The sequence below is a fragment of the Mucilaginibacter hurinus genome, from assembly GCF_003324525.1.
Lineage (GTDB): Bacteria > Bacteroidota > Bacteroidia > Sphingobacteriales > Sphingobacteriaceae > Mucilaginibacter > Mucilaginibacter hurinus.
In genome coordinates, this window is sequence record NZ_QGDC01000007.1 from 23,935 (window position 1) to 41,890 (window position 17,956).

Sequence of the window (17,956 nt, forward strand, 5' to 3'; positions counted from 1 at the left end):
TAAGTAAAGCGATAGCAGTTGCAACGGGTATATCGGTAGAAATACTTACCGCAACTGCCACCGCACCTATTACTCTTATTATTGCAGATCATCGTCCGGCAAATGGTCATCATCTTCCGGTAAAGGCTCGTCTAAATTGGCTCCTTCGGCCACATTTTGCATATCCTCGCGAGCTTCAGCAAGATCGTCAAAATCTTCATCATCCTCGTCACCAAGGTTGCCTTCAACGGGTTGGTAGTTGTTGCCGGGATTTGGATCGTTTTTATGTTGAGGGGTCTGCTCATCGGCAGGCGTTTCTCTAAGGTCAAATAAGAATTGCATAGCTGTTTGTTTTTAATTATAAACAGCTGCAAGCAGGGGTTGTTTGGGCCGGCTGGCAATGCGTTTATCCACATTTGGGGGATATTAACATCTGTTATAGGTAAGTCAGTTGGGCTAAAACCAGCTTAATGTTACTATAACGATAATATAAAATGCAAAGCCATATAATGTCCATCTAACCACTTCGCGGGCTTTACGATGATATCCGCCGGCTTTAAATTACCCGAAATTACCAGCGGCATAAAACCGGGGAGAAGCAGCGACAGGATTTTAAACCCTATCCCTAAAGGTTGGTTTGCATTCTTATTTTCCTGTTCGTTTTTTTGTTTGACATACTGTTCGGCAAAAAAACCTGATCAGTTGATAAATTACGGCTGTTAAGTTCATTTTTGGCTGCCTCCAGTGCAGTAAGCTGGTATTCTCCATCGGGGCTGTTTATTATTTCAATTAGTTTGGCATCTGATTGTTTGGCCATTATTTCGGTAAAGGAGTTTTCCATTTGTAAAGCGATAAGGAATCAAACTTATTGCAAAAAAGTACGATCAGCAAATAATAATGCAAGCCGACCTACATAAACCCGGTTGCAGCGGATACCGGCCTACGCATAATGCTTGCAGGCGTATCAGGGTTAAACGGGGCTGTCGTAACCGAAGAACTGCTGCATCGACTTTTCGAATCATGATCTCCACCTGAGAGAATAAATTTGATTATAAATCTTTGTGTCCTCTGCGTAAAATCTCTGCATACTCTGTCGTAAAAATTCACCGAAAAAGACACAGAAGTTTTACACAGGGGGCATAAAGACAATATTATCCGAGAATTTTAAAATCATTAGAGTATAGCATTAAAAGTCATTAACTACCCGCTTAACAAACTTCAACTACCTATTTGACAACTTAAAAAATCTTCTTACATTTGCGTCCCCGTTTATAGCGGGTAAATAATTAAAAATCAAAGTATAATAATGCAACAGTACGAAACAGTCATCGTTCTTACCCCGTTGTTATCAGAAGAAACTGCTAAAGAAGTGATAGCTTCTTTCAGCAAATTGCTTACTGATGGCGGAGCCGAAATTGTCCAGGAGGATAATTGGGGTTTGAAGAAATTAGCGTACCCTATTCAAAAGAAAACTACAGGGTATTATCACTTAACTGAATACAGGGCTCCGGGTGAATTAATTAACAAGTTGGAGATCCAGTTCAGACGTGATGAGCGCGTTTTGCGTTTCCTGACTATCGCATTGGATAAACACGCCATTGCTTATAATGAGAAAAAACGCAGCGGCGCTTTCAATCAAAAGAAAACTAAAACTGAGGAGGCTGCAAGCTGATGGCAAACGATCAGATTAAATACGTTACTGCCCCCAAAGTGGAGGATAACCGTAAAAAATACTGCCGTTTTAAAAAGAACGGTATTAAGTATATCGACTACAAAGACGCTAACTTTTTATTAAAGTTTGTTAATGAGCAAGGTAAAGTATTACCCCGCCGTTTAACCGGTACTTCATTAAAGTTTCAGCGTAAAGTGGCACAAGCCGTTAAGCGTGCGCGCCACATTGGTTTATTACCTTATGTTACAGATTCATTAAAATAATAGGAGGTAAAAAGCATGGACATTATTTTAAAACAAGACGTAAAAAACCTGGGCGATAAAGACGATGTAGTAAGCGTTAAAGCTGGTTACGGCCGTAATTTCCTTATCCCTAAGGGTTATGGTATACTGGCTACCGAATCTGCACGCAAAGTTTTAGCTGAAAACCTAAAACAAGCTCAGTTTAAACAAGAGAAAATACGCAAAGACGCTGACGCTGTTGCCGCTAAACTGGAAGGTGTAAAACTTACCATTGGCGCTAAAGCAGGCGAAACCGGTAAAATATTTGGCGCTATCAATACTATACAAGTTGCTGATGCGCTTAAAAAAGAAGGTTTTGAAGTTGACCGTCGTCGTATCACTTTTGACCAGGAGCCTAAATTTGTTGGTGATTACACCGCAATTTTAAACCTGCACAAAGAGGTAAAAGTACAGGTTCCTTTCTCAGTGGTTGCTGAGTAATTAGCCACCCAAACCCTCCTGTAAAGAGAGGGCTTTGAATAATATACTTAAAGGTGTTTGGTGAAACCAAACACCTTTTGTTTTGTATTTTTGTTTGCATGAAGGGTATTTTTAAACTCATCTTCCGGGCGTTTAAGCTGGCATTCATTTTTTTTGTGTTTGTGAGCCTTTTTGGCGTACTGGTATATCGCTTTATCAATCCGCCGGTTACCTGGCTGATGATAGGCCGGGCGTTTGACCGCAAGGCTGATGGTAAGGAATGGAAGATAGACAAGGACTGGAAGGATTTTGATGAAATATCTGACAATATGAAACGTGCGGCCGTCGCCGCAGAAGACCAGCGCTTTATGGAGCACCATGGTTTTGACTTTAAAGCAATAGAGCGGGCCATAAAAAAGAACGAGAAAAATAAAAAGAGAAAAAAAGTGATAGGCGGTAGTACCATCACCCAGCAAACGGCTAAAAATGTCTTCCTGTGGTCGGGTCGCTCATGGCTGCGCAAGGGGCTTGAGGCATGGTTTACCATATTAATAGAAACGTTTTGGAGCAAGCAGCGTGTAATGGAAGTGTATTTAAACGTGATAGAAATGGGCGATGGTATTTATGGGGCTGAAGCCGCGGCGCAAGCATATTTCGGAAAACCGGCATTGCAACTTACCAGGCGCGAAGCAGCTGCTATTGCTTCTATATTTCCTAATCCGTTGCATTGGTCGGTCACTAAGCCCAGCAGGTACGTACGGCACCGCCAGTATTTGATACGGATGAATATGCGGCGAATGGGGCCGCTGGATTTTTGAGCCCGGTTTATGATTATAGGATTTGTCGTAAGTTCTCTTTTTAACAGTTGTGCCCGGCCATTTTCTTTGCCAAATAGTGGCGCGTAAGTAATGTTAAAGGTTAATTACTCATTCAATAAATTACTTATACTTCCAATGCCGTGATTTTCCCTCACTTATCCATTCCAGCGCAATAGCTAACCGTTTATCGCGTGTAGCATCGGTCTTAGCGTCGGTTATCCAATCTACATATTCTTTTTTCTTTGAGGGGCTAAAGTTTTCAAAATTGGTCATAGCGTTAATATCTTCACTAAGTACCAGGGTAATATAATCGGGTATCACCAATTCTTGTTTTTCTGCGGTGTTGCTCTTTCTTCCCGGTGTTTTTTCTGTCTTATCGTTCAAGTCAAAAGCTTCCTGTATGTATTGCACAAGTATGTCATCTTCAGGCAGATCTGCAAGGCTGGTAAGCCGGCCAAAATTACCTGCCGCTGCGATTTCGGTATTCAATACTTTATGCGGATCAGTAAGCTTAGCGGCATTCCAAAACCCAAATGAACAGTGCTGTTTAAAAGCGGCCATTTGACACACCGGTCCTTTATAGTCAAAAAAGGGGGAGCTCCATTTTATGGTCTCTGTAATTTCCGGACACGCACGGTGTACCAACTCCCGCAGGTGTATTAAAATCGGTTTAGCGAAATCTGCAGATCTGGCGATGTATAAATCGACACGGTTATCAAACTTTTCCATAATGCAATATAAGCAGTCATCGGTCGCTGGTCAATAGACATTTTGCCTTGCCACAGCCCTCGCCTTCGGACACGGGGGTATCGGTTTTATCAAGTTCTATGCTGTGGCGAGAATTTAGGTGAAGCTTCTACACCAATGACGCAAACAATTGGATATGCCAGCTCTCCTTAAAAGGCACTTCCCACTTGGTTTCCAGCTCAGCCACATTTTGCACCAGGTTATTAAATACAATAGTGTCTTTGGTAATTATGCCTTGCTTTATCAGTTCTTCAAAATCATGGCGCGGTACAGACAGGATCTCATCGCCCTTACGGTAAGCCAGGTTAAACCTGTCGAACAGGCTAATGCCGAACTGCTGTTCCAGCTGTTCCATAAATCGTACGGACTTATCAATTGAGCAGCCGCTTGCGCCGGCTTGAGCTTCGTCAACAATCAAAATCAAAAACCGGTTGTAACGGATTTCGGCCTTGGCCTTGAGCTGGTTATTGTGGGCTGTCCATGTCTGCACAAAATTGTCCAGGGCTGCCTGCAACCTGGGTAATTCGGCTTCGGTTAGTTGTCTGTTTGCCTGGTATATCCAAACCCTTGATTGTGGAGAAAAATGCATAATGCAAATTTATTAATTTCTTAACTTCGATCAGTATTTTGTTGTCATGCCAAAAACACATCTGCCCAGCCTAAGTAAGTCCGTATGTATTGCTTTAGCATGTATTGTGTGTATATGTAATTATGGTTTTAATGTCTTCGACCCGGGTGAGCAGGAATTACTGAGTTGGAGCAATAAATGCCTTACTCAATCTTTTGCGGTATTGCCCTCAGATAAATTGAAAAAGTGGGAATTGGTGCTCACGCCAGACGCTTTTATCAGGTTGAAAAAAACTTACGTTAATGGCAAGCAGGAGTTCTTTTCATTCCACTTGCAGCGATTTAACGACATGGACTACCTGGGAACTGCTCAATGCGGCGTACTGAAGCTACGCACTGACGATGCTGACATTATTGTACAAACTCATCACGACCGTAAAGGCAATATAGACACGATGGCATCAGAACTTACCATCAATGTAAAAAACATGGAGCCCGAGCGCCTGGATAGCCTGCGCAGTGCTTTGCTGTTTTTTAAAAAGAAAACGCTTTAAGTTGTGTTTATCATACCAACAGTTATGTACTGTATGGTTAATTATTTAGTTAGCAAACTTGTTATTCGCAATATTTTTTTCATATTTGAGCTAGACATAAACCACTATCTGCTCTATTCTTTTTATGAAAAAAATATTGACCTTCGCCTTCAGCGCGGCTGTTTCTGTAACCGTAGCTCAGCAAAAGCCTTTAATTGATTATGTTAATCCTATTATAGGGACAGGCGGTACCGCACACACTTATCCCGGCCCAACTGTGCCGTTTGGTATGGTGCAACCGGGTCCTGATACGGGCTTTGGTCTGTGGGAACACTGCGCAGGCTATTACTATAACAATCCCACTATCATTGGCTTTAGTAACACGCATATCAGCGGTACCGGTGTGGGTGATTTGGGTGATGTAATGCTCCAGCCGGCTACCGGCTCAGTAAAGACAGAACGCGGCGACGAAAAAATACCCGGTTCGGGCTATCGCTCACGTTTCTCCCACGATGACGAAAAGGCTTCCCCGGGATATTACCAGGTGCGTTTGCTTGATCACAATGTAAATGTTGAGCTTACAGCTACCGAGCGTGCAGGCTTGCATAAATACACTTTTCCCCGCAATGCCGATAGCAGCTATGTTATATTAGATATGGGGCACGTTGTAACCAGTGAAAAAGGTAAAACCATCTGGGGATTTATACAGGTAGTAAACGACTCAACCGTTTTGGGCTATCGCCTGTCTAAAGCGTTGGCTACCGAGCGGTATATGTATTATGCCATTAGGTTTTCGCGTCCGTTCAGCAAGTTTAATTTGATGAAGTTCCAGGAAAGGATATCTGTTGCACATCCTGTTCAGGGTTCGGGCGACGAGGTTAAAGCGGTTTTTCGGTATACAACAAAGCATGATAAGCCCCTATTGGTTAAAGTAGGCCTTTCGGCCGTTGATGCCGACGGCGCTCTGGCAAACCTAGACGCCGAGATACCACATTGGAACTTCGACAAGGTAAAAAAACAGGCTGAAGATAAATGGGAAAGGGAATTATCAAAAGTAACCGCCGTAAAAGCTGATAATAAAACCAAAACGATTTTTTATACGGCATTATATCATACCATGCTTGCGCCAACTATTTATATGGATGCTGATGGGCGCTACCGTGGAGTGGATAATAAAATACACCAGGACAGTAACTTTTTAAATTACACTTTATTTTCCCTGTGGGATACTTTCCGTGCAGAGCACCCTTTATTCACTTTGCTGTATCCGGAAAGAGTTAACGATATGATTACTTCTATGCTTATGCATTACAAGCAAAGTGCTTACAGGGTGTTGCCAAAATGGTCATTCCACGCAAACGAAACGTGGACGATGATTGGTTACCACGCCGTTCCGGTGATTGCCGACGCGTATTTGAAAGGATTTAAAGGGTTCGATAGTGAACTCGCTTTGGAGGCCATGAAAGCTTCAGCTAATGCACCGTTTGAGGGCATGGAGTATTACAAAACGATAGGATATGTCCCCATCGATAAGGAGCCCGAAGCCGCATCTAAAACTATGGAGTATGCCTATGACGACTGGACCATAGCAGCGATGGCAAAAAAAATGGGCAAAACGGATGATTATAATATCTTTTTGAAACGCTCGGCTAATTATAAAAACGTGTACGACAGCAAAATCAACTTTGCACGCGCAAAGCTGCTCAACGGTCAGTTTAAAACGCCCTTTGATCCTTTGCATATGCGTTATGGCGGCGATTATACCGAAGGCAATGCCTGGCAATATAGTTGGTTTGTGCCGCATGATATAGGAGGCCTGATGACGTTGATGGGAGGCAGGGATAAATTTTCTGCTAAACTGGATACGTTGTTAAGCATGAAAGAAACCGTTAATGATATGAGCGGCGAACAGCCATATGACGTTACCGGCATGGTAGGCCAGTACGCGCATGGTAATGAGCCAAGCCATCACATAGCCTATTTATACAACTATGCTGATCAGCCATGGAAAACACAGGAGACTGTACATAAGATAATGACACGGCTTTACAACAACACACCTGATGGTTTGGCTGGTAATGATGATTGCGGGCAAATGTCGGCATGGTATGTTTGGAGCGCGCTGGGTATGTATCCCGTAAATCCTGCCGGCGGCGTTTATTCTATTGGTACTCCATCACTTAGCTCGGCTACCATAAATCTACAAGGCGGGAAACAGCTTGTTGTAAAGGCTAACAACTTAAGCATGGCAAACAGATATGTCAGGTCAATTAAACTTAACGGTCGTCCGTATAAAAAAACATGGATAACGCATGAGCTTTTATACCGTGGTGGTATCATGGAATTTGAAATGGCGGGTAAACCGGTAAAAAACTGGTTCACAGGTAACGATTTGGAAGCGGAGAAGATGTTGAATAAATAAACTACGTAACGCTGTAAAAAAAATAAATGTGTGTATAAAAAACAATAGCCAACCTTAGCAAGCTTATATATGAGGCAAGGAAGCTTAAAACCGGTGATCGCTGCCTGTTTTGCACAGCAAAACTTTACCGGGAGGCGTTTGTTGTTTCGATATGCCTGCAGCTGTATCCGATATAAAAAAATTGCTTGCAAAAGCAACGAAAGCAGCATTCCCGAAGGGAATAAAACCAATGCTTGCCACTTTGGTTAATGAGCCATTTGACCAGCCCGGATGGATATATGAGGTGAAGTGGGACGGATATCGCGCCCTGGCGTTGGTAAACAAGGGCGAGGTGGAGTTAACATCACGCAACAACAAATCATTTAATGATAAATTTTATCCGCTTTATCACTTACTGCAGCAATGGAAGATAAACGCTGTTGTTGATGGCGAAATAGTTGTGTTAACCAGCAAGGGCACTTCAAATTTCGGCAGTTTGCAAAACTGGCGAAGCGAAGCCGACGGCGAACTGGTATATTATGTGTTTGATATTTTGTGGTATGAAGGTAAAGATCTTACCCAATTACCACTTACACAGCGCCGGGCTATACTTGAACAAGTATTACCCGTTTCAGACGATGTGCGGCTGAGCCAGTTGTTTAAAGCGGGCGGGAAAGAATTTTACGACGCTGCTCACAAGATGGGACTTGAAGGGATTATTGCCAAAAAAGCTGAGAGTGCATACTTGCCCAATTTGCGTTCAAAGGAATGGTTGAAAATAAAGGTAAACCGGCGGCAGGAAGTGGTTATAGGCGGTTACACTAATAACGAAGGCTCCTCAAAACAATTTAGTTCCTTGTTGCTCGGTGTATATAACAATGGAGCGTTTCACTACGTGGGCAAGGTAGGCACCGGCTTTTCCGACAAATTGCAAAAGGAGATGATGGCGCAGTTTAAGCCGCTTATTATCAACAAAACGCCATTTGCTGTTGAGCCGGATTATAATAAACCTTCGCGTTTCAGGCCTAATCCGCCTAAAGCTACGGCTACATGGTTAAAACCAGAATTGGTTTGCGAGGTTAGCTTTGCAGAAATTACGTCAGATGGAGTGTTTCGGCACCCTTCATTTGAGGGCATGCGGGTAGATAAAAATGCCAAAGATGTTATCCTTGAAACTGCCGCCCATACGCCGGAACTAATAGAGGAGGAGCATGAACTGGTAAAGGACAAAATAATCAACGCGCCCAAAAAATCTACACGGAAAACGCTGCTTAATCCTACAGAGCAAACCCAGGTAAAAAAAATAAATGGGCATGATTTGAAGTTTAGCAACCTTAATAAAATTTACTGGCCCGCCGAAAAGATTACAAAAAGGGATATGCTGAATTATTATTACCAGGTAGCCCCTTATATATTACCATACTTGAAGGACAGGCCCCAGTCGCTCAACCGTTTTCCTAACGGAATAAAAGGGTTCAGCTTTTACCAGAAGAATGTGAAGGACAAAGCACCCGATTGGCTGAAGACTTTCCCTTATACCACAAGCGATGGCGAACACAAAGAGTTTTTATTAGGTACTGATGAATATAGTTTGTTGTGGATGGCATCATTAGGGTCAATAGAAATGAACCCGTGGTTTAGCCGCGCACAATTCCCTGATAACCCCGACTACTGCGTAATAGACCTCGACCCGGACAAACATACGTTTGACCAGGTGATACAAGCGGCGCAGGTGACCAGGGAAGTACTCGAAGCCATTAACGTGCCTTCCTATATTAAAACATCAGGATCTACGGGTATGCACGTGTACATACCGCTTAATGCCAAATATGATTATGACCAGTCGCAGCTGTTTGCGCGTTTGCTGGTGAACATTGTGCACGAGCAAATACCCGAGTTTACCAGTGTTGAACGTATGATAAGCAAACGTGAGGGTAAAATGTATCTCGACTTTTTACAGAACCGTCCGGGTGCTACGCTGGCATGTCCTTATTCGTTACGGCCTAAGCCGGGAGCCACGGTTTCTATGCCACTGCATTGGGATGAAGTAAAACCCGGCCTGGAAATGCGCGATTTCCATATTTTTAACGCCATTGACAGGGTGAAGGAACAGGGTGATATTTTTAAACCCGTGTTAGGAAAGGGTATCGATTTGGAAACTACCTTGAAAAAGATGAAAAGTTTGTTTGATGCAGGTTCGTCCTGACCAATTTTATTTACGTTAATTCTTGATGAGAAAAGTCTGCTAAAAACGATCTTAAGAAATCTTAAAGGCGTAAAGTGTAATATGAATAGCTTTATTTTCCGGATGTATTTTTTGCAGGTTTTGCTTTAGCTGTTTTAACCGGTGTTGCCTGCGCAGCTGCCTTAATGGGTTGGGACGCTGTTGCGCTTGAAGCTTTTTTAACTTTAGTTGCAGGCATATCAGTTGCTGCAGGTACGGCTATCTTAATTTCTTTGGCTATTTTTTTTGCAAGTTGTTTAGCGCCCTTCTCAATTACCTTAGTCAACTCTTTTGAACTTCCGTAAACAGCCGTCATTTTTTTTAATTCCGTTACCAGGTCCCTTTCTAGATTTTTTGCTGCTGTTTTCTTAGCTGTTTTGGCTTGTGCTTTAAGGTCGCTTTTTTTCATATGCTGTTTATTTATTCAAAGATATGCACTAGGGGGATAAATCGATGTTATATTTATGTTAAGCAGGTCGGAGTTCTTTAAACACTTAACACTGTTAATATATTGATTTTTAAAAATCCCGGTAAATTGCCATTTTAGCCAATATGGAATACACAAAAGAATATACGGTAAAAGATGAGCATATAGACGTACAAGGTATTGTGGATGGTTTATATTATCCCTTTTATATGGAATACTGCCGCCACGATTATATAAAAGAAGTACTTGGGTTTGATATTGAGGAAGAGGCGAGAAGAGGCGTTAATATGGTTTTATCCCAATATACCATTAACTTTTTGCGCTCGCTTAAAAAAGGGGATTCATTTACTGTTTCGTGCAGTTTAATGAGTGACAAAGACGGCTTGCCTAAGATACATTTTAAACAGGCTATTATGCTGAACGGAAAGGTTACAACCAAGGCTATACTCTCGGGCACTTGTGTGCCGGCGGCAGGTGGCAGGCCATTTTTACCAGAAAGCATCATTGAGAAAGTGAAAGCCGCACCTGTTTTTGAAGGCTAGGGAGAGAGGTTTTAATCTGCCTTTACGGCTTGGCGGGCTACCATTTGCCAGCCTTGCTCGCCTTTCACCCAAACAGAGAGCACGCTTAGCTTTACAAAGCCGGCCCCTTTGCCTTTGTCGTTAGTTTCGGCGGTGAATGTGTGACGTACCAGTGCTGTAGAGTTGATAACCTTAATGCTTTGATCGGTAAGTGAAATGCTTGTAAAAACCGACTTGCCACTGATAATGGTGTTAATAAATTCCTGTTTGGTTTCCAGCTTGCCGGCTGAATGTCCATAACTAAGATGTTCAGATGTGAGATTGGCTAAGGTAACACCGTCAGCATCAACCATAGCTTTCCGTAACCTCTCTACAACTTGGGCAACTTCTTGGGTGTCCTGAGATGGGGCCGCTGCGATGGATATACTCATGCTAATAATATATAAAATTCAAAGTCACCTTAGTATTAACCGACTTAATAAATGTTGAATATGCAATTTTCGTTAGAATAAACCGGGTTTAAATAATAAAGCCTTCCTAAAAGGAAGACTTTATTATCTGTGGTTTATTGGGTTAAAATTTATACCGCACAAATGCCTCCATCGCTTCGTACTCGGCAAGGCCCAGTTCGTCGTAGCGCTGAGCAGTCTCGCGGTTTCGGTCCTCGGCTCGTACCCAAAATTCACGGGCATCGTCACCCGGGAAAACCGGCCGATCCTTTTGCGATTGATGTTTAAATATAGCATTTCGTTTGCGTAAAACCTCTTGTGGCGACAGCGGTACAGCCATTTCAATTTCATGTGTAGGAAACTCATGCCAGGCGCCGCGATACATCCACAGCCAGCAATCTTTTACCCACTCTTCGGTATCCTTGAGCCGGTTTAAGGCAGCGAGTATGATGTTAAAGCATACGATGTGCGTGCCGTGCGGATCTGCAAAGTCACCGGCAGCAAAAATCTGATGTGGTTTAATTTTTTGCAGCAGTTCAATAGTTAACCGGATATCTTCCTCGCCTACGGTGTTCTTTTGTGTTTTTCCGGTTTCATAAAACGGTAAAGCCATAAAATGTATATGGTCATCCCCAAGGCCCGCATAGCGAGCTCCTGAAATCGCTTCAGTTTTGCGGATAAAGCCCTTTACCTCCCTGATAATTTGGGTGTCGATCTGGTTCGGTTGCTTGCTATCAATAAACCGGCGCATTTCATCATAAATTTCATTTAGCCGCGTTGTGTCGTTGCCTATGCTCTGGTTAAAGTCTATAGCAAACTCTACGTAACGCAATACATCATCGTCCCATACAGCGGTATTACCTGATGTTTGGTAGGCAACATGCACATCATGCCCCTGGTCAACCAGGCGGATGAAAGTACCGCCCATGGAAATGACATCATCATCCGGGTGAGGCGAGAACACGATAGAACGTTTTTTTGCCGGATTCGCGCGCTCGGGCCGTTGCGAGTCATCAGCGTTGGGTTTACCCCCGGGCCAACCTGTAATGGTGTGTTGTATCTTGTTAAAAACATCAATATTTATATCGTACACCGGCCCTTGTTCCACAGCAAGTTGGGCCATGCCATGTGTATTATAATCTTCCTCAGTTAGTTTGAGTACCGGTTTTTTTAGTTGTGTAGATAACCAGATAATAGCCTTTTTAGTTAAAGCGCTATCCCATACGCAATCTTTAACAAGCCACGGCGTGTCAAACCTTGTCAGGTCTGAAGCCGCTGCTTCGTCCAATATAAAATCAACATGATCTGATAGCTGCAGGTAAGTTGCCGGTACATCGCCACTGATTTCACCCTCAACGGCCTTTTTTATAATACCTGCTTTTTTCTGGCTCCAGGCCATCAGGATAATCTCGCGTGCTTTAAATATTGTACCGATGCCCATTGTAATGGCTTTAGTAGGTACGTTTGCTTTCCCGCCAAAATCGCGGGCAGCATCGCTGCGGGTTAAATCGTCAAGGGTAACGAGGCGCGTTCCTGAATTAGGGGCGGATCCCGGCTCGTTAAAGCCAATGTGGCCTGTACGGCCAATACCCAGTATTTGCATATCCAGGCCGCCCAATGCGGTTATCTTGCTTTCGTAATCAACGCAAAAGGCAGGGATGTTTTCAAGCGCAACGGTACCATCAGGTATATGGACATTGGCGCGGTCAATATCAATATGATTGAATAGATTTTCGTTCATGAAGGTAACGTAGCTTTGTGCCGCGTCGGGTTTCATGGGATAATATTCATCCAAATTAAAAGTAATTACGTTTTTAAAGCTTAGCTCGCCGGCTTTGTGTAAACGCACAAGTTCATTATAAACACCAACGGGAGTGGCGCCTGTGGCAAGTCCCAACACGGTTGGTTCGTTATTTTGCTGCTTTCTTTTTATAAGTGCCGCTATGCGCCCGGCTACCGCTTTAGAAGCTGCATGCTGATCAGGGTAAACGGTTACCGGCAGTTTTTCGTACCGGGTTTCTTCTAACAGATTTAAACGTGGCATAAAGTAGATAGAATAATAATAAAGTTAAAAAAAATCCCCGTGTCTTTTAAACGACGGGGATTTACTATAGTTTGTATTATTGCTTGTCCCACCAAACACGGCCGGTCAAAAAGTCACCGCCTGTAACTGCGGCGCGGGCCACATTTAAGTTCTCCGCATTGTTTACCGCTTCGAATGCGGGATAAGGGAAACGGCGCGGTATTGTACCTGACGTAGCATTATTAGGGAAATTAAGCGGAACCAACGCTGGATAACCAGTGCGCCTGTAGTTAGCCCAAGCTTCATAAAAATCAAGCATGGTACAGGTGTGGATCCAGTATTGGGTATTGATCTGCTCCAACCCGGTAGCAGAATTATAAGGATGTGCATTAACATACGCCTGAGCATCACCATCGCTTATAGTGGCTGCTGCGTCGTACTGTTTTAAGTAAGTTATAGCCGCTTTAACCCCATTGTTGTAATGTGTAGCTGCATCGCCTAAACCGAACCTTTCGGCTGCGTCAGCAAGCAGTAGTTCTGTTTCGGCATAAGTAAGTATGAATGTGATACCATCACGTTTGATCAGGTAAGGACTTGGCGACGAATAATCCGGAAACGCTGTAAAGCTTGGATCAGCTGTAATTATGAAGCCAGGTGTGCTAAAGTCACGACCATTTGGCATCCCCTTTTGATCTGCAGGCGTAAAATTTGGGTTAGGGTTTTGAGCTTTGCTGTCATCAGCTAGATACAGTTGGGTGCAAGCTACTTTTGAAAGACGAGGATCATTGTTACCTTTAAGGTTATTAATAAAGGTGTCAGACCACTTAACATAAAAGTGTTCCTGGCCGCCATCGCCCATAAGCACTTGGCTATTACGGTTATTAGTTGTACGACCGCCTGCCCCGTCATGCCTTAAAAAAGCATCATCATCTATGGTAAGCGTTTTACCGGCTACCTTTTGGGCATAGCTTTTGGCTGTCTCGGGGTCAACTTTGGTTAAGCGCATAGCCATCCGCAACTGAAGGCTATATCCAAATTTTTTCCATTTCGTAATATCACCCTGGTAAATGGCGTCACCACCGGGTTTATCTCCTGCAGGATCTAGCGCCTCGGTCGCCTCACTTACTTCTTTAAGCAGATCAGCATAAATAGCCTCTTGTTTATCGTATTTAGGGAAGAATATTTTTTGGTAATATCCTAGCCCTGCTTCCGAATACGGAACATCGCCATACAAGTCAGTTATTCTCTCAAAAATCAATGCGCGTAAAATACGGCTTATCTGATAAAGGTTTTTATGTTCGGGCTTGGTTTTGGTCCATTCAACAATGTCAACGATAGGTTTAACCTGATCCGGATAAGCCTTTTCCCAATAAGCTGCCGTATAGCCTGTATTAAGCAGGTATTTGTCGCCTGCCCAATAGCTAACTACTGATGACAATCCCTGCATAAACGTAGCGCAGTAAATGAGGTTTCCGCGCCAGGTCTCGTAAGCAAAATCGTTACTGCCTGTATAGCCTAACTCGGCCGATGTAAGCATGTAATTAGGATCGAAGTTGGTTTGATTGTACGAGTTAGGATTAGTGTTCCTTTCTATGAAATTCTTTGTACATCCCGTGCTGAGCAATAGCCCGGCCGAAAGTAATGTTATATGTTTTAAAAATTGCTTTTTCATTTTTTTGATTATTATTAGTGACGCCTCTACTAAAATCTAACACTCAAATTCAGGCCGTATGTACGTGTTGTAGGTAAACCGCCTGATTCGATACCTTGTGCGTAGGCAGAATAGCTTGATTCCGGATCAATGTTATCTGTCTTAGTCATAAGATAGAAGAGATTACGGCCAACTAAGCTGATGGTAGCTGTTTTTATAGCGCCGTTAAACAAGTTTGCAGGCAGTGTGTAACCAAAGCTCAACGACCGGAATTTTATAAAACTGGCATCTTGTACAAATAACTTTGAAGCATTATTAGCAACAGTGCTATAGTAGGTGGCTGCGTTTGCAGGCTGTTGAGCGGTGCCAAAGTTGCCGGTACGATTAACAAGGGTAGCTTGATGCAGGCCGAAAATATATCCATAATAATCGGATGTCGAAAACAATTTGCCACCGAATTTGCCATCAATTAAAAATGACAGGTTGAAGTTTTTATAAGTAAGCGTGTTACTGAAACCCCCTATCCATTTTGCGTAAGCAGAGCCGTATGACTTAAGTTCGCCGCGTGTTGGTAAGCCAGTGTTAGGATCAAGTGCAATATTTCCGTTTGCGTCATAAGCGTAATCATAAGCCATTACTTGAGCTACCGGTAATCCTACAACATGCTGAGTGAAGCCAACTCCGCTACGTGAAGTAGAAACCAATAATTGATTTGTTCCGGTAGCAAGCGAAATAACTTTGCTGTTATTAATTGATCCGTTCAAACTGGTAGTCCAGCTAAAGTTACTAGTTTTTACCGGAGTGGCGTTTATCAACGCTTCGAAGCCCTTGTTTTGCAGCTTACCAATATTTAAAATTGCACCGGTATATCCTGATGCGCTAGATGCAGGAGCTGGCAATATCTCATTATTTGAGCGTTTGTTATACCAGGCCATATCAATTGATAAGCGATTATTAAAAAAGCTTAATTCTGTGCCAATTTCTAGCTCAGTTGCGTCAGACGGCCTAAGCTCGCTGTTTGGAACTGATTGATTATTTATGCTTCCTAAAGGCAGGCCATTTAATGTTACACCTAAACCATAATTAAGAGCGGTTTGGTATGGAGATGAATAAGCACCGCCAACCTTAGCATAGCCAGCCCTCAATTTACCATTACTTAACCAACTAGGTTTCCAAAGTTCTGAGAATACGAATGAACCGCTTACAGAGGGGTAGAAGATGCTTAATTGATTATCTTTGCCCGGTGCTGCCAACTGTGAAAACCAGTCAGTGCGGCCAGTACCTGTTAAGTACAGGTAGCTTTTATAATTTACTTCCAACGATCCATAAACAGAATGAACTTCTACATCACCGGGAAAAACAGTGACATTTCTGTTTTTAGTAGTGTTGCCTAAATTATGTATAAAAGGTACTGCGAAAGTGTCGCCGCTATTCACAATTGTCTCTGCCTTTGTACGTCTGTAACTCGCTCCTACATTAGGTGTGATTATGAAGTCATTAGTAACTTTAATAGGTCTGCCGGCTAACACATCGGCCGTTAAATCGGACACGCGTATTGCATCTTCAGATATAGAGCCGAGTGGCCGATATGCTGTACCGTAAGGTACAACGTTAGTATTGCGGTCGTTATAAGCATCTCTGCCTACGCGAGCCTGTAAAAAAGTTCCATCGTCAAAGTTATACCGAGCGCTCGCGCTTGATATAAGACGTGTTCTATTTGTGTTATTAATGTAATTGTTTACTGCAAACCAAGGATTGGTGGCATAAGTGTTTGAGCTGTAGCTAAGCTCGTTGCCGTCGGCCTTACTGCCAGGTTTGAGCGTGTTGATGTCGACACTTGACGGAAGGAACCACGCGTTGAAATTCGGATTGCCCGCGCCATCTCCCACAAACGGACGGTTTTTAGCTTGCTCCAATATATAATTAGCACGGGCTGTAACAACCAGGTGCTTGCTGATATTGTAGTTTGCATTCAAGTCGAATGTCTGACGATTTATGCCAGAATTCGGTACCACAGCCTTGTTTCGCAAATCACTCGCCGATAACCGAACGGAGCCGCCATCAAATTGCTTATTAAAAGCTATTGTATTGGTGAAGGTTCCACCAGTACGGTAAAATCGACTTAAGTTGTTACGTTGGGCCACATAAGGTCTTGACACACCATCAAATTGCACAGCCTGAGATCCATCAAGTAAGCCACCATAACTTGACTGACCGGCTTGAAATGCCGAAGCCTGGTCGACGGGTTTGATGTTATTGGCGCCCTGACCATATTGGTATTGCCAATTAGTAGGGTCAATTATCGTTTCGGCAACATAGTTGGAGTTAAATTCAACGCTGTTGCTTTTAGCACTTTTAGTAGTTATAAGTATTACGCCATTTTTTGCACGATACCCATAAAGCGCAGATGCAGCAGCACCTTTAAGTACCGAGATAGTTTCTATATCATCGGGGTTGAGGTTGCTTATCGCATCACCGTTATCGGCGGAGTTGTCCCATTGACTACCGCTATTATTAGATGTTTGACCAGAACTCAAAGTACCCGCCATGCCGCCAGGTGAGCTTTCGATAGGAACACCATTAACCACATATAATGGTTGTACATTGCCTGATAGCCCTGCTACGCCGCGTATTTGCACGTTTGTGGAAGCACCAGGGCCACCTGAAAGCGAGCTTACATTCAACCCTGCAACTTTACCAACGAGGCCGTTCATAAAGCTTACTTCACGGGTTTTAGTTAGTTCTTCGCCCTTAACTTCTGTAACAGAGTAACCTAATGTTCGGCGTTCTTTCTTTATGCCTAAAGCTGTTACCACCACCTCACTGAGTTCTTGTGAGTCTTCGCTGATGCTAATTGCAAGTTGACCTGGCGAAGTGACCTTAATCTCTTTTGTTACATAGCCTACATAGCTTATAACAAGCACATCACCTATCTCCGCATCTACCGTAAACTGTCCGTTTACGTCGGTTTGTGCACCTTTTGTGGTTCCCTTAACCGTTACGCTTACACCCGGCAGTGTTTGGCCGGCGTTATCACGCACAACCCCTTTTATAGGTGCCTGCGCATTAAGTGCTGCTGTAGCAAGCCTGGCTTGCGTACCGTAGCTTATTCGCGGTGTGTTTACCGTGCGGCTACCCGCGTAGGCCCCGCAAGTAATTCCCGGAAGGAATAAGATAAGTAATAGTTTTTTGTTCATTTTGCTTAGATTAAGTTGTGTGTGTATATAGAGGTTGTTAATTAAT

At 43.2% G+C, this 17,956-nt stretch carries 17 protein-coding genes; 8 read left to right on the top strand and 9 right to left on the bottom strand.

What is annotated here, in order from left to right; translation table 11 throughout:
* Window positions 1–78: 78 nt before the first annotated feature.
* Window positions 79–321 carry a hypothetical protein gene (locus DJ568_RS12885; RefSeq protein ID WP_114005703.1) on the bottom strand — a complete coding sequence of 81 codons (243 nt, stop codon included), beginning with the start codon at window positions 319–321 and terminating at the stop codon, window positions 79–81.
* A 283-nt stretch (window positions 322–604) separates the two neighbouring features.
* Window positions 605–820, bottom strand: coding sequence for a hypothetical protein (locus DJ568_RS12890; RefSeq protein WP_114005704.1), 216 nt, complete (start codon window positions 818–820; stop codon window positions 605–607).
* A gap of 465 nt (window positions 821–1,285) precedes the next feature.
* Here DJ568_RS12890 and rpsF point away from each other — a divergent pair, with 465 nt between their 5' ends.
* From rpsF to mtgA, 4 genes are all read left to right on the top strand, one after another.
* Window positions 1,286–1,651, top strand: a complete 366-nt coding sequence (rpsF, locus tag DJ568_RS12895; protein WP_114005705.1) for a 30S ribosomal protein S6 — start codon at window positions 1,286–1,288, stop codon at window positions 1,649–1,651.
* Window positions 1,651–1,914: a 30S ribosomal protein S18 gene (gene rpsR, locus DJ568_RS12900; protein WP_114005706.1), complete on the top strand. Its 264-nt coding sequence runs from the start codon at window positions 1,651–1,653 to the stop codon at window positions 1,912–1,914. Before rpsF ends, rpsR begins: the two co-directional genes overlap by 1 nt.
* A gap of 15 nt (window positions 1,915–1,929) precedes the next feature.
* Window positions 1,930–2,373: a 50S ribosomal protein L9 gene (gene rplI, locus DJ568_RS12905; protein ID WP_114005707.1), complete on the top strand. Its 444-nt coding sequence runs from the start codon at window positions 1,930–1,932 to the stop codon at window positions 2,371–2,373.
* Window positions 2,374–2,471: 98 nt separating this feature from the next.
* Entirely contained in the window at window positions 2,472–3,170 is a 699-nt protein-coding gene (gene mtgA, locus DJ568_RS12910) for a monofunctional biosynthetic peptidoglycan transglycosylase (protein ID WP_114005708.1), read from the top strand.
* Between the two features lie 120 nt (window positions 3,171–3,290).
* On the opposite strand, the gene DJ568_RS12915 is transcribed toward mtgA, so the two are convergent.
* Both DJ568_RS12915 and DJ568_RS12920 read right to left on the bottom strand, forming a co-directional pair.
* Window positions 3,291–3,899, bottom strand: a complete 609-nt coding sequence (locus tag DJ568_RS12915; RefSeq protein WP_114005709.1) for a YdeI/OmpD-associated family protein — start codon at window positions 3,897–3,899, stop codon at window positions 3,291–3,293.
* A gap of 127 nt (window positions 3,900–4,026) precedes the next feature.
* A complete protein-coding gene (locus DJ568_RS12920) occupies window positions 4,027–4,506 on the bottom strand; it encodes an ABC transporter ATPase (RefSeq protein WP_114005710.1) in 480 nt (159 codons plus the stop codon).
* Between the two features lie 46 nt (window positions 4,507–4,552).
* Between DJ568_RS12920 and DJ568_RS12925 the strand changes: the two genes are divergently transcribed.
* The 3 genes from DJ568_RS12925 (at window position 4,553) to ligD (ending at window position 9,624) form a co-directional block, all read left to right on the top strand.
* The gene (locus DJ568_RS12925; protein ID WP_114005711.1) at window positions 4,553–5,038 is read left to right on the top strand and encodes a hypothetical protein; all 486 of its coding nucleotides are present in this window, start codon (window positions 4,553–4,555) and stop codon (window positions 5,036–5,038) included.
* Window positions 5,039–5,162: 124 nt separating this feature from the next.
* Window positions 5,163–7,439 carry a GH92 family glycosyl hydrolase gene (locus tag DJ568_RS12930; protein WP_114005712.1) on the top strand — a complete coding sequence of 759 codons (2,277 nt, stop codon included), beginning with the start codon at window positions 5,163–5,165 and terminating at the stop codon, window positions 7,437–7,439.
* A 151-nt stretch (window positions 7,440–7,590) separates the two neighbouring features.
* Complete coding sequence (gene ligD, locus DJ568_RS12935) at window positions 7,591–9,624, top strand: DNA ligase D (RefSeq protein WP_199560972.1); 2,034 nt, start codon at window positions 7,591–7,593, stop codon at window positions 9,622–9,624.
* Window positions 9,625–9,715: 91 nt separating this feature from the next.
* Here the strand turns inward: ligD and DJ568_RS12940 are convergent, their stop codons facing one another.
* Entirely contained in the window at window positions 9,716–10,051 is a 336-nt protein-coding gene (locus tag DJ568_RS12940; protein WP_114005713.1) for a hypothetical protein, read from the bottom strand.
* 143 nt (window positions 10,052–10,194) lie between these two features.
* Between DJ568_RS12940 and DJ568_RS12945 the strand changes: the two genes are divergently transcribed.
* The gene (locus tag DJ568_RS12945) at window positions 10,195–10,611 is read left to right on the top strand and encodes an acyl-CoA thioesterase (protein ID WP_114005714.1); all 417 of its coding nucleotides are present in this window, start codon (window positions 10,195–10,197) and stop codon (window positions 10,609–10,611) included.
* An 11-nt stretch (window positions 10,612–10,622) separates the two neighbouring features.
* On the opposite strand, the gene DJ568_RS12950 is transcribed toward DJ568_RS12945, so the two are convergent.
* The 4 genes from DJ568_RS12950 to DJ568_RS12965 all read right to left on the bottom strand — a co-directional run bounded on the left by DJ568_RS12950 (window position 10,623) and on the right by DJ568_RS12965 (window position 17,910).
* Entirely contained in the window at window positions 10,623–11,021 is a 399-nt protein-coding gene (locus tag DJ568_RS12950; RefSeq protein ID WP_114005715.1) for a nuclear transport factor 2 family protein, read from the bottom strand.
* A gap of 142 nt (window positions 11,022–11,163) precedes the next feature.
* Window positions 11,164–13,083 carry a glucosamine-6-phosphate deaminase gene (nagB, locus tag DJ568_RS12955; protein WP_114005716.1) on the bottom strand — a complete coding sequence of 640 codons (1,920 nt, stop codon included), beginning with the start codon at window positions 13,081–13,083 and terminating at the stop codon, window positions 11,164–11,166.
* A 76-nt stretch (window positions 13,084–13,159) separates the two neighbouring features.
* Window positions 13,160–14,734: a SusD/RagB family nutrient-binding outer membrane lipoprotein gene (locus DJ568_RS12960; protein ID WP_114005717.1), complete on the bottom strand. Its 1,575-nt coding sequence runs from the start codon at window positions 14,732–14,734 to the stop codon at window positions 13,160–13,162.
* 29 nt (window positions 14,735–14,763) lie between these two features.
* On the bottom strand, window positions 14,764–17,910 hold the full coding sequence (locus tag DJ568_RS12965) for a SusC/RagA family TonB-linked outer membrane protein (protein WP_114005903.1): 3,147 nt from the start codon (window positions 17,908–17,910) through the stop codon (window positions 14,764–14,766).
* Window positions 17,911–17,956: the final 46 nt, after the last annotated feature.

Bases quoted from the DNA above. Each gene is read 5' to 3' on its own strand.
- DJ568_RS12885 (WP_114005703.1), bottom strand. From the start codon at position 321: ATGCAATTCTTATTTGACCTTAGAGAAACGCCTGCCGATGAGCAGACC.
- DJ568_RS12890 (WP_114005704.1), bottom strand. From the start codon at position 820: ATGGAAAACTCCTTTACCGAAATAATGGCCAAACAATCAGATGCCAAA.
- rpsF (WP_114005705.1), top strand. From the start codon at position 1,286: ATGCAACAGTACGAAACAGTCATCGTTCTTACCCCGTTGTTATCAGAA.
- rpsR (WP_114005706.1), top strand. From the start codon at position 1,651: ATGGCAAACGATCAGATTAAATACGTTACTGCCCCCAAAGTGGAGGAT.
- rplI (WP_114005707.1), top strand. From the start codon at position 1,930: ATGGACATTATTTTAAAACAAGACGTAAAAAACCTGGGCGATAAAGAC.
- mtgA (WP_114005708.1), top strand. From the start codon at position 2,472: ATGAAGGGTATTTTTAAACTCATCTTCCGGGCGTTTAAGCTGGCATTC.
- DJ568_RS12915 (WP_114005709.1), bottom strand. From the start codon at position 3,899: ATGGAAAAGTTTGATAACCGTGTCGATTTATACATCGCCAGATCTGCA.
- DJ568_RS12920 (WP_114005710.1), bottom strand. From the start codon at position 4,506: ATGCATTTTTCTCCACAATCAAGGGTTTGGATATACCAGGCAAACAGA.
- DJ568_RS12925 (WP_114005711.1), top strand. From the start codon at position 4,553: ATGCCAAAAACACATCTGCCCAGCCTAAGTAAGTCCGTATGTATTGCT.
- DJ568_RS12930 (WP_114005712.1), top strand. From the start codon at position 5,163: ATGAAAAAAATATTGACCTTCGCCTTCAGCGCGGCTGTTTCTGTAACC.
- ligD (WP_199560972.1), top strand. From the start codon at position 7,591: ATGCCTGCAGCTGTATCCGATATAAAAAAATTGCTTGCAAAAGCAACG.
- DJ568_RS12940 (WP_114005713.1), bottom strand. From the start codon at position 10,051: ATGAAAAAAAGCGACCTTAAAGCACAAGCCAAAACAGCTAAGAAAACA.
- DJ568_RS12945 (WP_114005714.1), top strand. From the start codon at position 10,195: ATGGAATACACAAAAGAATATACGGTAAAAGATGAGCATATAGACGTA.
- DJ568_RS12950 (WP_114005715.1), bottom strand. From the start codon at position 11,021: ATGAGTATATCCATCGCAGCGGCCCCATCTCAGGACACCCAAGAAGTT.
- nagB (WP_114005716.1), bottom strand. From the start codon at position 13,083: ATGCCACGTTTAAATCTGTTAGAAGAAACCCGGTACGAAAAACTGCCG.
- DJ568_RS12960 (WP_114005717.1), bottom strand. From the start codon at position 14,734: ATGAAAAAGCAATTTTTAAAACATATAACATTACTTTCGGCCGGGCTA.
- DJ568_RS12965 (WP_114005903.1), bottom strand. From the start codon at position 17,910: ATGAACAAAAAACTATTACTTATCTTATTCCTTCCGGGAATTACTTGC.